Annotated in this window: 12 protein-coding genes and 1 tRNA gene; 7 read left to right on the forward strand and 6 right to left on the reverse strand. The window is 54.2% G+C overall.

Going from position 1 to position 15,945, the window contains the following annotated elements; all coding sequences use genetic code 11:
* The first annotated feature begins 204 nt into the window (after nucleotides 1–204).
* The 6 genes from C0039_RS07515 to C0039_RS07540 all read left to right on the forward strand — a co-directional run bounded on the left by C0039_RS07515 (nucleotide 205) and on the right by C0039_RS07540 (nucleotide 8,910).
* A complete protein-coding gene (locus tag C0039_RS07515) occupies nucleotides 205–2,541 on the forward strand; it encodes a TonB-dependent receptor (RefSeq protein ID WP_243391576.1) in 2,337 nt (778 codons plus the stop codon).
* Nucleotides 2,542–2,619: 78 nt separating this feature from the next.
* Complete coding sequence (locus tag C0039_RS07520) at nucleotides 2,620–3,990, forward strand: alkyl sulfatase dimerization domain-containing protein (protein ID WP_101517729.1); 1,371 nt, start codon at nucleotides 2,620–2,622, stop codon at nucleotides 3,988–3,990.
* A 90-nt stretch (nucleotides 3,991–4,080) separates the two neighbouring features.
* Nucleotides 4,081–5,517, forward strand: a complete 1,437-nt coding sequence (locus tag C0039_RS07525; protein WP_101517730.1) for an amidohydrolase family protein — start codon at nucleotides 4,081–4,083, stop codon at nucleotides 5,515–5,517.
* A 268-nt stretch (nucleotides 5,518–5,785) separates the two neighbouring features.
* Nucleotides 5,786–7,186, forward strand: a complete 1,401-nt coding sequence (locus tag C0039_RS07530; protein ID WP_101517731.1) for a D-arabinono-1,4-lactone oxidase — start codon at nucleotides 5,786–5,788, stop codon at nucleotides 7,184–7,186.
* A 10-nt stretch (nucleotides 7,187–7,196) separates the two neighbouring features.
* Nucleotides 7,197–8,459 (forward strand): DSD1 family PLP-dependent enzyme, encoded by a 1,263-nt coding sequence (locus C0039_RS07535; RefSeq protein ID WP_101517732.1) that lies wholly within the window; start codon nucleotides 7,197–7,199, stop codon nucleotides 8,457–8,459.
* A 64-nt stretch (nucleotides 8,460–8,523) separates the two neighbouring features.
* On the forward strand, nucleotides 8,524–8,910 hold the full coding sequence (locus C0039_RS07540) for a c-type cytochrome (RefSeq protein WP_076000941.1): 387 nt from the start codon (nucleotides 8,524–8,526) through the stop codon (nucleotides 8,908–8,910).
* A gap of 192 nt (nucleotides 8,911–9,102) precedes the next feature.
* On the opposite strand, the gene C0039_RS07545 is transcribed toward C0039_RS07540, so the two are convergent.
* From C0039_RS07545 to C0039_RS07570, 6 genes are all read right to left on the reverse strand, one after another.
* Nucleotides 9,103–9,585: a hypothetical protein gene (locus C0039_RS07545; RefSeq protein WP_101517733.1), complete on the reverse strand. Its 483-nt coding sequence runs from the start codon at nucleotides 9,583–9,585 to the stop codon at nucleotides 9,103–9,105.
* On the reverse strand, nucleotides 9,585–11,594 hold the full coding sequence (locus tag C0039_RS07550; protein ID WP_165787060.1) for a thiamine pyrophosphate-binding protein: 2,010 nt from the start codon (nucleotides 11,592–11,594) through the stop codon (nucleotides 9,585–9,587). The genes C0039_RS07545 and C0039_RS07550 overlap by 1 nt, the downstream gene beginning before the upstream one ends.
* 15 nt (nucleotides 11,595–11,609) lie before the next feature.
* Nucleotides 11,610–11,990, reverse strand: a complete 381-nt coding sequence (locus tag C0039_RS07555; RefSeq protein ID WP_101517735.1) for a c-type cytochrome — start codon at nucleotides 11,988–11,990, stop codon at nucleotides 11,610–11,612.
* Between the two features lie 292 nt (nucleotides 11,991–12,282).
* The gene (locus tag C0039_RS07560) at nucleotides 12,283–13,812 is read right to left on the reverse strand and encodes a thiolase C-terminal domain-containing protein (protein ID WP_101517736.1); all 1,530 of its coding nucleotides are present in this window, start codon (nucleotides 13,810–13,812) and stop codon (nucleotides 12,283–12,285) included.
* A 452-nt stretch (nucleotides 13,813–14,264) separates the two neighbouring features.
* On the reverse strand, nucleotides 14,265–14,753 hold the full coding sequence (locus C0039_RS07565) for a PDDEXK-like family protein (RefSeq protein WP_207796399.1): 489 nt from the start codon (nucleotides 14,751–14,753) through the stop codon (nucleotides 14,265–14,267).
* Between the two features lie 250 nt (nucleotides 14,754–15,003).
* Nucleotides 15,004–15,080 (reverse strand) — tRNA-Arg (locus tag C0039_RS07570).
* A gap of 171 nt (nucleotides 15,081–15,251) precedes the next feature.
* Here C0039_RS07570 and C0039_RS07575 point away from each other — a divergent pair.
* On the forward strand, nucleotides 15,252–15,674 hold the full coding sequence (locus C0039_RS07575) for an Hsp20/alpha crystallin family protein (protein ID WP_101517737.1): 423 nt from the start codon (nucleotides 15,252–15,254) through the stop codon (nucleotides 15,672–15,674).
* Nucleotides 15,675–15,945 lie beyond the last annotated feature (271 nt).

Genomic DNA, 15,945 nt, shown 5'->3' on the forward strand with positions numbered 1-15,945 from the left:
GATCAGGAGTGGCAGTGCTTAACTGTGTGGGACCAGCAAATGGGTAGACATGGCAGTCAATGCTGGCAGCCGTGACGACAGAATAATCAGCGGTTCACGATAGAACCAGTTAACTCAGATGGGTTGGAAACGATATGACACGCACTGAGACCAGAATGGGTGGCTGAAGTGGCGTGTTAAACAATAACTAAGAGGCTTCACTCCATGTTGCTCAACACCAAGGCTACACCTGTTTTTCGAAAGACCATGCTGGCATCCGCGCTGTCTGCCGCTGCGATGTCCGCCCCTGCCAAAAATCTTGTGCTTGAAGAGGTGGTAGTGACTGCCCAGAAGCGCAGCGAAACTGTGCAGGATATTGCCGCGACTGTGAATGTGGTGAGCGGACAGGATCTGCAGAAATTCGCCGCCTTTGACTTTCGTGCCATAGAACAACAAACCGCAGGCCTTACGCTGTCATCGCCCAACGCGCGCAATTCGACGATTTCCCTGCGCGGGGTCAGTATTGATCCTGAATCGGGAGTGGCTGCAGCAGTTGATGTCTACTGGAACGATGCAGTGGTGCGGCCGGATGTTGCCTTTAGTCAGATGTACGACCTGGAGCGCATTGAAATTCTTCGCGGCCCCCAGGGAACACTGCAGGGTGCAACATCTCCCGGGGGCGCACTGAACATGATTACCAAACGCGCTGATGTGGATGAGGTCAGCGGGTATGTATCTGGCTCTGTGGCCGATAATAGCGGCCTTAATGCCCAGGTGGCATACGGTACTCCGCTGATCGTAGGCACGCTGGGTATTCGCGTCGCCGGTGTATATGACGCCAGCAGTGGCGCCGATGTTCAAAACCTGACTACCGGTTTTGATGATCAGGAACTGGAGGCATACTCAGGCCGAATCAGCACCATCTGGCTTCCTACCGATGCCTTTGAAGCGCAATTTATCTATCAGTACCTGGACCGCTCCGCAGATGACCCCAAAGCAATGGCTGGCATTGATACTCTGGGTGTACGGCCCGCACTACGGCCTGGCGACAATAAGGCGCTGGGTAAGACTGACAACTACGGTGATTTCGATTTCAATGTGGCGAACCTGATTATGGATTGGGAGGTGGCAGGTCTTCAGCTTACCGGTATCGTCGCATATCAGGATTCACACAAGAAATCTGCAACCGAGATTGATCGCGCTAATTCACTGCAGTTTACAGAAGTGGACGCGCCCACCTTTCAGCAGTCAACCACAGACGTGGAAAGCTGGGTGTATGAATTTCGAGTGGCCTCTATGGAGAATGAATTCTGGAATTACATGGTGGGCCTGTATCACAGAGACCAGGAAACCAGCACTGAAGCTCTAGCCAACACGGTTCGGTTGGGCGGCCCTATTGGCGCACTTGGCTTTGAGTCTCTTGCCACCTTGCCGTTAGACGCAAGTGAGTTTGCGGTTTTCACCTTCAATACCCTGGACCTTACCGATAAAGTGCAGTTGGAATTCGGATTGCGCTGGACAGACTACGACCGCTCCCGCAGGGCGGATGTGGAATTCGAAGGCCTCACTTATGTGCCACCTGCTTTCGAGCCGTTGACCGAGCTGATCAGTGCCCAGTTCAGTCAGGGATTCCCGATAATCGGCGTACCCAAAGACAAGCAGTCTGCCAGCGAGGATGCCTGGACAGGGTCTCTGGCAATGCGCTGGGATTGGCGCGATGACACCAATTTATATGCATCGTACAACCGCGGCTATCGGCCCACCGGCATTTCAATCGTCCCCAGCCCTACTATTGAGTTCTTACCCAATGGCGTTGACGACCTGCTTCACGATGAAGAAACCAGCGACGCTTTCGAGATCGGTTTCAAAAGCCGCTTGTGGGACGACCGCGCGAGCTTGAACGGCGCACTCTACTACCAGACCTTCGATGGCTATCTGGGCTTTGTGCGCGGGACTCAAGTGTTGGATGACACAGGCTCCCCGGTGGGTCTGCCCGGTGGTCTGATCTTTAACGGCGACGCCACTATCTGGGGAGTGGAGCTGGATGGTCGTGTGTTACTCACTGAGACCTGGGATTTTGGCGGTTCATTGAGCTACAACAAGGGCGAATGGGACGAAGTATCAGCGCCCTGTAACGATCGCGCGCCCGGCGAAGTGCTGGGTATGTGTGATCTGGGCGGCGAACCGCTTGGCGGTGAGCCGGAGTGGTCGATCTCACTTAACTCGGAGTACTTCATTCCGCTGGGCAACGACACCCAGGTGTATGTGCGCGGCTTGTTCAAATACACCGACGAACGCCAGAACACAGATGCATCAGCTGGCCTGGGGCAGGTGGCCCAGACGTTTGAATCCTACGAAGTGTTAGACGTCTTTCTCGGGTGGCGTAGCAGTGACTATAGCTGGGACGTTTCCCTGTGGGGAAAAAACGTCTTCGATGAGGATGCTGTCACCTTTGAACAGGGTCCCGACCAGTACGATGTTGCACTCAGCGGCGGGTCATACACCCAGACCAATATATTGCCAGAGCGTGTTGTGGGAGTAACCGCCCGCTACAGTTTCTGAAATGTTAAATCGCGTCTGTAAGAAGACCTGTAAAGGCTTCATGCACCAGATTGCAAGATTCATAGAGAGGTACTCAATATGCTCAAACTAACAGTTCTATTACGATCGACTCTTTTCAGCTTACTGGCACTTACAGCGGCTCCCGGAATAGCCGCTGAAGAAGTTGACCTCAACACAGAGGACGTCCGCGCGGGAGGCACACCGACTGGCAACCTCATTCGGCTGCCGGTTGAGCGTTTTCAGGTGACCGACAATATTTATTACGTATCGGGCCTTGCCAATTCCTATGTGGTGAATACCGCTGAGGGTGCCATCATTATCGACACGGGTTTTGCCCATCAGTCGCCGCGACAAATGGCGCTGTTGAAAGAGGTGATCACCGGCCCCGTCAAATACATATTCCTCCCTCAGGGCCAGCATGACGATATAGGCGGTATCGATCTCATCAGGGAGGACGATACCAAAATTATCATGACGCGTAATTCCATGGAGTACATGATCCATCGGAAGAAGGCGCAAGAATACCTGTCGCCCCGTTACGCCGCACTGTACAACTGGGCACCGGAACTGGACCAGAAAGGCAGTGAGAAAAAGAAAAAAGCGAAACCATTTCCATACGAGGTGATAACGCCTGACATTCTGGTTGAAGACGAAGCCGGCTACAAGTTTGAACTGGGAGGCGTGCAGTTTGAGGTGATTTCCTTGCCCGGTGCCGAAGGTATTAACTCGGCGGGACTTTGGTTGCCCAAAGAGAAGATTCTATTCGCGGGTGGCGGCTCGGTAGGCCCGGATTTTCCCATGTGGCCGAATCTGGGAACAGTACGTGCGGACCGCAACCGGATACTCACAGAGTACATTGACACCATCAACACAATCATTTCGCTGGAGCCGGAAATGCTACTGCCACAGCAGAACCAGATTCATACCAACAAAGAGGACATCATGGCATCACTGGTATTGATGCGTGACGCTGCCCAGTATGTACACGATGAGATTTGGGCGGGTTTGAGTGAAGGCAAAGACGTTTACGAACTGATGCGTGAAATCCAACTGCCCGAAAACCTGTCGCACCTCAGCCAGCAACACGGCCGTGTAGAGTGGACCGTGCGCGAAACAGTCAATCAGGCCGGTGGCTGGTTCCAGTATCGCTATACCAGCGAGCTATACCCCTTCAGGCCCCATGAGATTTACCCTGAGCTTGTGCGCATGGCAGGGGAAGAGAATGTCGTGAAAGAGGCCAGAGCCATGCTCGCTGCAGGCAAGTTTGAGCAGGCGATGATGATGGCCGAGGCAGCGCTGGCCGCTGATGAGGATAGCCAGGCGGCTCTGAAACTCCAGCTTGATGTATTGCACGCCTTACTCAAGCGCGCGCAGGAGGGTTACAACACCTTTAGTGAAGTGGCCTGGTTACAGTCGCAAATTACCAAAGTAAAAGCGAAGCTTGCCTGAGAGCAGCTTTGGGTTGCACCATTGTTGGCTGATGCATAGGGGTCACCTCATGTGCATTAGCCAGCGGCTCGTAGATTGGATGTCAGCCATATGAAGCGCGTACTGAAGGTTATTCTCTGCACCGCAGTTCTCTTTATTGCACTCGGTGCGATTACGCTTCGCGTCTTGCAGCCGCCCGCTGCTATGGCCATACCCGATCCGAATGCAGTTTTGCGGTCGGTTGTGCTGGTGGTTCCTGGAGAATCTCATTCTCAGCCCGTCGATCTGACGGTAGAGAACGGCTATATCAGCGATGTTCGTCCGGCGCGCGAGGCCGGCATAAACGGATACGTTCTGCCCGGTCTGGTTGATGCACATGTGCACGGGCCGATGCTGCCGCTGCCAGGTCAGAGTGAACTGTTTGCCTTTCTTTACCTCTACCACGGCGTCACAAGCGCCCGAATGGCCGCGGGCGATGCACAGATGCGCGATGCTATCACTGGGGGTGAGTATGTCGGCCCGCGCATACTGAGCTGTGGCTCTTTTTTGGATGGAGAGCCACCGCTGTGGCCCAGCTCTCTGGTCGTTACCGACAAGGCCAGCGCAGAAGCCGCAGTAGAGCAGGTGGCGGCAGAGGGTTACGACTGTATCAAGGTTTACAACGAGCTGACTGCAGGCGCCTCCCGCGAGATATATGAAGCGGCAAATGACAGGAGCCTGTCCGTTATCGGACACGTGCCCTGGCGGCAGGACTTCGGTGCAGTATATATCGACGATATCCAACACCTTGTGGGTTGGGCGCCCAGGTCCCCTGACGATGGCGCCACCGGGTATATTCATCGCCTGCTGAATCTCAAAAACCTGGATCAGCAGCGGGTGCAGGCGCTGATCGAGGCCTCTATTACGAGGGGATTTGCGCTCACCCCGACGCTGGTCACCCTGCAGCGGAAATTTGCGCTCAAGAACTCCACAGACCTGCAACAATCTGATGCAGCCGCATTACTGCCATCATACTATCGGAACAAGTTGTGGCATCCGCAACATGGGTTGGTTTCCGCGCGTCTATTGAGTGACGCACAGCATGACCAGTTTCGTGCGCTCTATCCGCAGGCGCAGGGGGCGGTTCGAGCACTGTATGAGGCCGGAGTGGAATTTCACAGCGGCACGGATTCTGCGGCAGAATTCATCGTACCCGGAGCCGGGCTGCTAGAAGAGCTGCAGCTGCTTGAGCAAACAGGTCTGAGCCCGGAGCAAGTGCTGGAGATTTCGTCCGTAGACACGGCGCGCTATCTGCACGGCCCGGCCTACGGCCGACTCAGTGTCGGTGCCCCGGCAGACTTCGTGGTTTATGCAAAGGACCCCACACGGGATCTCGGCAACCTCGGTACCCGCACAGCAGTGGTGCAGAATGGCGCTTACTATGATCGCGACGCGCTGGACGCACAAATGCGGCGGTACAAAGCGTGGTTCAACCACCCTGTGTATCGACTGATTACCGAGTCACTGGTTGGGGCAGGGCTGTTTATAGTGAGCGTGCTGAGTCGTTAGTTTAAGGAGTAAAAGAGTAAAAGGGGACAGACCACGGTTCTTCCGTTCAACTTGTGTTTCGCAGGGGTTGATCGTTGAGTGCTCTCGAACCTGCTCTCGCTGCTTTAATCTTGAGCCATCTCTCGCTGCCTTAAGCTCAGCCCGGCTTTAGCTTCGATGAAGGGAATACAGGTAAGTCCGGTCGAAACCGGCTAATCGTGGTCTGTCCCCAATTCCACCTATTGCCTCTAGATGTTATAAAGATACCACTCGGATTGGGAGGTAGATAATGGGCAGTAAAAAACACTGGACGCGACGCAATCTACTGGGTGCGGGCGGTACAGTGTCAGCAGCCCTGATGCTCAACCCGCTGCTGGCAACGGCAGTAGGTGAGGCAGCGCGCAAACGTCAAATCAAATGGGCCAACTGGGGAGGTAACCATAGAAGCCAACCCAGCCATATTGCCGCACCGCAGTCGGAAGAAGAAGTCGTTGATTTTATGCGTACTTTGGGCGGGCCTGTTCGCCCCGTGGGGTCCGGACATTCCTGGTCCGGTCTGGTGCCGACCGATCACAGCATGCTCACTCTGGATCGCCTCAAAGGGGTGGTCAGTCACGACGAAGAAACACTGCAGGCCGAGGTCTGGGCAGGCACAAAGTTGTTCGCCTATGGCCCAATGATGGAAGATCTCGGCCAGGCTATTGTCAATATGTCTGATGTCAACTACCAGACCATGGCGGGGGCCATCTCCACGTCCACTCATGGCACCGGCGCTGCGCTGGGCTCCATGTCATCCTATGTAATCGGTTTGCAACTTGTCACTCCACGCGGAGAAGTGCTTGAACTGCACGCTGATAACGAAAAAGAACTGTTCAATGCCGCCCGCACCGGCCTGGGTTCGCTGGGAGTTATCACACGCCTGCGATTCCAGAACCGGGAAAAACACCGCTTGCATCAGCAGGAATGGCTGGCAGATATTGACGAGGTGCTGGAAGACATTGAGCCGTTGATCAGAGATAACCAACAGTTTGAGCTTTTTCCCATACCTCACTCCAGGCGCACCATTGTGGTGGTAACCAATGAAGCTGAGGCCGGTGCTGCGGATAATATCGAAGACGACCCGGGAGCGTTGAATGACTTGCGTAAAGTATTTGATGTGACTCGCAAACTTCCCGCAGGCGAAGATTTTATCTACAACAATGTGCTGGATTATGCCTTTGGCGATACCAAGCACCGTATTGGGCCATCTTACAAAGTGCTGGCTCACCCCCGTACGGTGCGTTTTATGGAGATGGAATACACGGTGCCGGCTGATCAGGGCGTTGCCTGCCTTCGGGAAGTACTGGCTACTATTAAAGCGCATGCCCCCGAAGTGAGCTTTCCACTGGAGTATCGTTATATCAAGGGTGATGACACCATGATAGGGATGTTCAGCGAGCGCGACGGCTGTGCCATCTCTGTGCACCAGTTTGCCGATGAGCCCAGGTGGCGCGATTACTTTGCCCTCGTTGAGCCCGTATTCCACAAATACCAGGGACGGCCACACTGGGGAAAATGGCACAGCCTGAGAGACAAGGACCTGGCTGTGCTCTACCCTCGCTGGGAAGAATTCAAACAGATCCGTCGCGAGTTGGACCCAGAAGGCCGTATGCTCAACCCGTACCTCCGCGAAATCTTTGGCGAACCGTGATAAGCCTACAATGAAACGACGAACTTTTTTGCTCGGCACCGGGGCTGCAGCCATCGGTTCAGCCGCTTTACTCAGGCAACGCAATGAGGGTGGCCCTTACAGCCCCTATTTCGCGAGGCTGAACAATGCGCTAAAAAGTGAGAACATTGCCAGGCCGACCATGATAGTCGACCTGGATAGAATGGATGCCAATATTGACCAGGTGCGCTCATCAATCCAGTCCCCCAAGACTTATCGCATTGTTGTAAAGTCGCTACCCTCGCTCCCGCTTTTGCAGTACATCATGCGCAGAGCAAATACCCAGGCACTGATGGTGTTTCACCAGCCTTTCCTGAACACCATCACTGATAATTGCCCGGATGCAGATGTTTTGATGGGAAAGCCGCAGCCGATAGCGGCGGTCGCTACTTTTTATAGCAAGCTGAAGCCAACAGGGTTTGACCCTCAGAAGCAATTACAATGGCTCATCGACACGCCGGAGCGGCTCAGGCAGTACCATGAATTGGCCCGTTCCCTGGGTGTAAAAATGCGTGTCGCGCTAGAACTTGATATTGGCCTGCACCGTGGCGGTTTTTCTGAGCCGGAAGCGCTAAACGGGGCCCTGGATATCATTGCCGCTGACCCGGTACATCTGGAATTTTCCGGGTTTATGGGCTACGAAGCGCATATCGTCAAAATGCCCAGCCTGAATTCATCCTGGCGTAAGGCAGTTGAGCACTACCACCTTCTGTATGAGTCAGCGAGAGATCGTCAGCCGCAACTGTTTGACCATCCACTGACATTGAATATCGCGGGCAGCCAAACCTATCAGTTATATGGGGAAGATACCTTCTTCAATGACCTGTGTGCCGGGTCCGGTCTGGTGATGCCGACAGATTTTGATATTCCGACGCTGGAGAATCATCAACCCGCTGCGTTTATAGCCACTCCGGTGCTGAAGCATTATGATTCAGTACAGTTGGCAGGCCTGGAGTGGGCCTCAGGCGTTTTCGCCGCCTGGAATCCAAACCGCCAACAGGCCTTTTATATATATGGGGGCAACTGGCAGGCAGAGTATGAAAACCCGCCGGGCTTGAAGCGCAACAGCTTATGGGGGCACAGCTCTAACCAGGAAATGGTGAACGCATCAAACAAAGTACAACTGGGTGTTGACGACTTCGTTTTTCTGCGTCCCAAACAAAGCGAGTTTGTCTTCCTGCAGTTCGGTGACCTGGTCACTGTACGTGGTGCTGATATCGAGAATTTGTGGCCGGTATTTCAACAGACAGGGTAATCGTCGAATCACGTGTGAGTAGTTAAGGGATAGACTAAGATTGGGTGCCAGGTACGAGGCCAAAATGATGAAGAGAATACCGTTTGTGAAAGCATTTGCTTTCGCCTTGCCGCTGTCGCTGCTTGCAGCTTGTGACGGGGGCAATGACAGCACCGGCGCATCCCAGTCTGCAATGCCCGGAGTCGAGGTAGTCAGGCTGGATGCACGGCGGCAGGATATCTACGATACCAACTGTGCGGTCTGCCATGGCATGGCAGGCACAGGCGCGCCGCTAACCGGACAACTTTCTGATTGGCAGGACCGCTCAGCCAAGGGCATGGAGGTCTTGTTGAATAATTCAATGGATGGGTTTCAGGCAATGCCGGCAATGGGTGGGTGTTTCGATTGTACGGAAGAGGACTTTCGACCACTCATTACCTTCATGACCAGTGGTCTGGTAAAGAATAAATAAATGGGGACAGACCACGGTTTCACCATTCAGCTGGTGTTTCGCAGGGGTTGATCATTGGGTGTTTTCGAACTTGCTCTCGAACCTGCTCTCGTTCCATTAAACTCGCCCCGGCTTCCGCTTCGATGGAGTAAGTGCCGAGAAGGCCGGAAGAAAGCGGTTAATCGTGGTCTGTCCCCCATTTATTGAGGTGGCTTAATAGGGATTATCGGGATCCAGATTAAAGGTCTCAATCAGCCAATCGAAATACAAACCGCTGGAGAAGAAGTCCAGGTAAATTTCGTTTACCAGACTAACCAGCTTTCGGACGCTGTACTCCAGGTCGTCATCCAGCATTTGTAGTGTCAGTGCGATGTCACCGCCGCGGTTATAGGTTTTCAATCGTACTTTTTCCGCATCGCAGCGACGGTGATCCGGAAGGGCTGCATCCTGTCGGGTTGTTAGCCAGCGTTTGAATTCCTTGTACATCGACGATTTAGCAGGCACCTGGGGCAATACACAGCTAATGCGCAGCGTTTTCTTCACTCCGTCGTAGGTGATTTCAAACAATTGCCTGCGGTGCCACTGAACACGGTACAGGCCACGTTTTTGCCCCGCTTGCTGACGGCTAAAACCCTGGAATACGCCGCGTGCGGCGTATTCCTCCAGGATGTCCCCGACCAATGAAACATCGCTCATCAGTGCGCAACAGCGCCTGTTCCGGGCTCCGCATTGAGAGCAATACCCGGCGGATAATCACGCGGAGAGGTAAATTCCTTGATGGCCTGGCAGTTAATCAACGAAGAGACTTTCTCATCTCTTGCCAACTTGTAGGCTCTCGCCAGTGCCGCGCGGAACTCTTCCGGCGTGCGCACATATTCGCCGTTGGCCCCGAGGCCTTTCGCCATCAGATCGTAGCGCAGGTTCTCTTGGAATAAATACATATGCATAGACCTGGCGGAGCGAGCTGCATTGGGCCATACGCCCCAGGCGTTGTTGTTGTAGATCACGGTAATAGTCGGCAGCTTGTACTTGGCAGCAGTGTCCAGTTCAAACATGCTGTACGCCACACCGGCATCACTGGTGATACACAAGGTTGGCGCGCCTTCGTAGCCAGCTTGTGGGCCAACGCCGCGTTGAACGGCCGCACTAACACCCATCATCATGGACATGTCCGGGCCGATGGCGCCGTATTGATAGGGGGGCACAATCATATGCCCGGGGCGATTCGCTCTGAGGTACCGCCCTGCAAACAGCCCGGTTGTCCAGCCCCCGGCGCCGGTAACAACTGCCAGGCGATCTTCGATATCATTATCGATGAAGTGCTGGGCATCACGTGCAATTACCGCCGGGTGCAACATATTAGTTTGCTTGGAATACTTGAGACCCAGTTGATACACATCCTCTATCTGTGTCTCGTAAGCCTGCTTGGCTTTACCAATTTCCGATACCCAGTCCCCGCGTTTTTTGCGCCCAACAGCATCGGCCAAGGCCTCGAGGAATAATGTTTCATCGCTGACAACACCCAGATCAAGCGGCCAATTGCGCCCCAGGTCTTCCTGCACGGGGTGGACTCGAATGGCTTTTATTTCCGGGTTAAAGCGATACTCTCCCGGGCTGGGCATGCAGTACTGGCCAACAAAAATAACCAGGTCTGCACTCAATAGCGCATCGGGTGCTGCCATTACACACAACGGGTGCTCGTCCGGAAAAGTGCCACGAGTGGGACCTGATGTCGCTACAGCTATCTGGTTGCGCTCCGCAACACGCTTCAGAGCATCCCAACCCTTGCGTTGGAATACGCCCTGGCCGGCAACAATTAAGGGCCGTTTGGACTTGCTGATCAGGTTCACTACCTGCTTTATGTCACTGGGCGCCGGGTAGCAGCGCGATTCAGTGCGATACTTACTTTTATCGTAAAAATCCTTCAGTTCCGAGGGGTCCTTGAATTTTGCTCGAGCAACTTCAGCGGGAAAATCCAGATGAACGGGGCCGGGTACGCCCGACTTCAGCTGTCGAAAAGCGTAGCCACCGTACTCGTGTACCCGCGAGGGGTCGATAAGGCGTTTGCCGTATTTCTTGATGCCCTCGGTAGTTGGTTGCTGGTATCCCGTCTGAATAAAGGCCTCTCTATCGTCACCAGCCATCTGCATATTACTGGCCAACACCAGCAGCGGTGTGCGGGCCGCGCTCGCCGCCGCGATGTTCATGATCATGTTGGTAAAACCAGGCCCCTCGGTACCCGACGTGGCAGTAACTTCGCCGGTAGCGCGGGAAAAACCGTCTGCCATGGCACACATGGCACCCTCGGAACGCCCGCCGTAGCTGGGAATGCCCGCCGCCGCCAGGGCATTGATAACCGTGTAATTACCCGGACAACAAAACAACGCCGACAGATCTTCTGCCTTGCACAGATTGGCAAACACTTCTGCGCCGCTCATACCGCGACCCTCAAATTTTCCGGGCTTGGCATCCTGTGCGAGTGATTCAGTGAAGTCGGTGGGAATGGTGATGGACGGCAGTTTTACATTGGCAATATCTGTGCTCTCGGCGGCAAAACCCTGAGCAGCCGTTCCAGCGGCAACAGCAGCCCCCACGCCAGCCGCAGAACGACGTAAAAAGTCCCGGCGGGAGCTTGAGGTTTGAGTGTGCTCTTCCGGCTCGCCACCGGATTCATTATCACTGATTTCCAGATTTATTTTTTTCACTGTGTTCTCCATTTTTTACTGCGCTGAACGCTGTTCTTCAGTCCACAAACTGCGAATAAAATTAACCAGATGCCAAATATCCTGCTCATCACTTAACTGGGTTTTCCAGGGCGGCATGCCCACTCCAGCGCCATCGCTGATACTGCGATAAATGTCCTCCCGGGTGCTGCCATTGTAATAGACATCCGGGTCGGTGAGATCAGTCGCGTCGGAAATAACGTCCATTAATGCCCGGCCATCCTTGCCATGGCACTCGGTGCAGAAGTGCATATAGAGTTCGGATCCTTTGGCAATTGATTCATCGCTGTCGGGGGACGGTATTTCAGCCTGAATTGCGGTCGCACTGAAGAGAAGCAGCGATACCGTGAGTGGCCGTAAGCGTGTTGTGAAGCCCATATATATCCTCGCTAATATTTTTCATTTTTATTGCGAGGCTAGTTTAACGCAATTTATTAATGGGGTATCGCCGGGAGATAATAGGGGACAGACCACGGTTCTACCTGGCAGCCGCTGTTTCGCATAGGTCAAAAATTCGGTGCTCTCAAACCTGTCCGCGCTGTATTAAACTCGGCTCGAATCCATCTTCGATGGAGGATATGTTTAGAAGGTTGGTCGAAAGCGTCTAAATGGTGGTCTGTCCCCGGTTTCCCCAAACCGAACTGCGAACTTACTTCCGAGCCAGATTTATTCAGCTGTTGCTGACAAGCCTTAGATGCCAGTTGTGTTCCTGCTCGCCGGGCACCACTGCCACTCGTTCGCCAGTTGGGTCTGCGGCCAGTACTCGCTGAGCCGTATCGGTGTCCGTCGGTGCTGTACAGCACACAAAACGTTGGCCGGCGTCTGTCTCAGCCAGCACAATCGCGGTAGCAGGTGTACCCTTGTAGAAATTGACACAGTAGCTAATCACCACGCCAGTTTCCGGGTTGTTGGCCCTTTCACAACTCGTGGTAGCGTCGGGGCTGATCCGGGTCTCTACGGTTGCCCAGTCGATGGTGCTCGGCACGCAGGAAAAGATACCAGCCGCATGCTTGGTAAGAAAACCGCCATTGGCATGAACCAGACCGCGCTGTTCAGGTGCTTTCCGCAGTTGCCAGACCATCTCGGCTATACCGTGCATGCTGTAGTTGTTGCCAGGCCCGCCAAAAAACGGCAGTCCGCCAGTCAGGGTGAGGGGAACCGATCCATCCGCGGGTAGCCCCAGGTGGTCGCTGATTTCGCTGACCGCACAAGGAAAGCAGCTGTAGATGTCGATCAGGTCCATGTCGGCGGGCTTACAGCCAGCCATATCCATTGCTTTATCCAGCACGTTTCCAGCTACCACAGAGGTGCCAGGAGTGGGGCGAACACTAACGTCAACGTCTGTGCCCTGCGCCGCGCCGTGCATGAAGACCCAGCGATCTTCTGGTATGCCCAGTTCGCGCGCCTTGGCGACACTGGTCAGCAGCAGGGCAGCGCCCTGGTTGACGCTGTCCTGCGCGATCATGCGCTTGGTGTAGAGATGGGTGAGTGGCTCGGCGTCCCGGATCTGAGCGGCGGAGATGGCCCCAGGCCATTGGGCATAAGAATTGTTCGAGGCGATCTCGCTGAATGAGGCCATCAGCTTTGTAGTTTCATCCAGATAGGCTTCGCGGCTCATGCCGAGATCGTTGCGCCTGGCCTGTTCAATCAGGGTGTAGTAATGCAGGGGCATCACCATGCCGTTGGCAATCTCCTGTGGGTCGGGATAGATATTGCCTATCCCCCGATCTTCCAGCGGGGCTGTGAATTCTTCATTCCAGTCCAGATGCAACCCCTGCTGCTGGGCCTTGCGCTGGTTGCGCAGTGCTTCGGCACCCGCCAGCAGCACCATCTCTCTTTCACCCGCTGCGATATCGGAAAAAAACTCCATGAGAAGTGCCTGGGGCTCGTTGCCTCCGGCGTGAGAGTAGATCCGGTGACGCGGGCTGGCCCCGATCGCGGTCGCGATGGATTCAGGCGGGTTATTGCTGCGACCCAAATCCGACTGCCAGTTCGGCGCTGAGTCAGAAAACAACCTGATTGCACAGATCGTATCGATATTCTCTACGATGCCGGTGCCACCGCAGTCGGATACAGCCATCGCTGCTGCCCGGGTTGCCATGGCGAGGTGAGACGTTGTACCGACATCGCGTTCAACATGCTGTCCGGCACCCACGACGATGGGGGTGTTGGGCGCAAGTGAGGAAAAATCTACAGCCACAGATCAGGGTCCTTTCTCGAGGTTTTTGAAGTGAGCAAATATAAAGGGAGTCGGGCAGATGTTAAAGCGCGTTTTGGGTCTGCTCCTCTACTGCCCGGAAGGCCGCATCAAACGCCGCATCTATCAGTGCGGTAGCTTCAGATTCCGTATTGGCGATGGATATTCGCCCGAACTGGGCGCGGCCAATTCAATAAAAAGGGGACAGACCACGGTTGCACCATTCAGCTAGTGGTTCGCACAGGTCGACCATTGGGTGCTCTTTAGCCTGTTCATGCGGCATTAAGCTTGTACCGGCTTTAGCTTCGATGAGGGAAATAAGAAGCAGGCAGGTCGAAAGCGGCTAATCGTGGTCTGTCCCTAATTCCCCCTAATTCCCTTTGAGGGAGGACCTCAGATGGCTTGGAATGAGTGTAAACCTTTGGATGAGCGTTTCAGGTTTGTTGCCAGCCTTTTCAGGCCATTGCAAAGGCCTTCGTAAAATTTTTCGGATGTTGATGAAACCGTATATGGCCAGGTGAGTTTAGCTTTCGCTGATCTTCTGGGAATGGAGGCGTGATATAGCCCCAGTCGCCTTGCCTGGAGAAAAAGACGACATAATCGATAGCAGATTTACTCCATTTGTTGTCGACGACAAAACATTCATCATTTGTGTCCACTGATTTGATTTGGATACGATAGAAGTTGTTGCCATCCGCAATGATCAAGTCAGTTTTCATTCCATGATCGACTAGGGGTAGGTAAGTTTCCCAGCCATCGTTGAGAAGCCAGCTGGCTGCAAGTGTTTCGTAGGAGATGCTTTTGTAGTGACTAGCAGTTGTATCTTTAGGAGGTAAGTTTTTCACAGGCATAATGATACCAATAATTGATGTCACCGGGCGGTAAGAGGCTGTCCGTCCTGTGACCCGGGCCAGCCTTATGGCTATCCCCCAATTATCTATCACTACACCGCCAATGACGGGTGTCGAGTAGCATGGACTGCCAAGTCCTGCCTCAGGCTCTCATGAGTCTCCGAAGCACTAAGCTACTTACAAGCATCGCGCCTGTGATAAAACGAGAGGGTATTTTATTCCTGACTTTGTGCGAGTTCAAGGTGTTGCCTTGGCGATGTGATACACCCACCGGCTAGAGAAGGCAGCACTTGCTATAAAATCGGCAGGTGCAGCCTCTGTAAGGTCATGAATCCATAGGAAATGGTCCGCCTGGCAGAATTCGAATCTGCGACCTGCCGCTTAGGAGGCGGCTGCTCTATCCAGCTGAGCTACAGGCGGTTGAAGTGAGTGGCGCATTATTCCTATTCGGTCAGTCGAAGGCAAGTGATGGGGGGTATTGACCTGGATCATGCGGCGGATGAATTCTGATTTTTGCACCTTGAAAACCCGCTGTATCGACACTATTCATGGGGTTAAGGCAGGACCAACTACACGCAAAGGAGGTGTCTTATGTCTTTAGTCCCACGTAGCAGTGTGTTTGATATTGATCGCTTTTTTGGTGATAACTGGCAGCGCTCTGCTGATCGCGAAATGGGTGACTTTTTTGCCCCCAGGGTGGATATCAAGGATGCGGATGATCACTTTGAGATTACCGCTGAGTTGCCGGGTGTTGCCCGGGAGGATATTCACGTCCACGTAAACGAAGGTGTTCTTACCCTGGAGGCCGAGAGCACACAGGAAGACAAGGAAGAGAAGGAAGGCAAAATCATCCGTCAGGAGCGGCGTTACGGCAAGTTCATGCGTAGCTTCAATCTGGGCGGTGATGTCCAGGAGGAGGATATCAAGGCCTCATTCAAAGACGGCGTGCTGACGCTAAAAGCACCTAAACTGGCGGAGAAAGCGCCGGTCAGGCGTCGTATCGAGATCGATTGACGGCACTGCCCCTGCCTGGCCCCTTCGCGGGGGCAGGCAGTAGTCCCGCCCCGCGGTCGGCCGCAGCCCGGCTGCCCCGGGGCTTTTTACCTGCGGGGTAGTGCCGGGCTTATCCCGGGACTGACGACTACAGTCAGCCTATTCCGCACCCTGAGGTGATTCTGGATCATGCCGTTGTCAACGATCCGGCGGTCGGCCTGATGTTCCGGGCCGGTATTCCCAACCGGTGCTTGCATTCGTCTCTGCCTCGTATCAATCTACCCCCCACAGG

The sequence above is a fragment of the Pseudohalioglobus lutimaris genome, assembly GCF_002866825.1.
Lineage (GTDB): Bacteria > Pseudomonadota > Gammaproteobacteria > Pseudomonadales > Halieaceae > Halioglobus > Halioglobus lutimaris.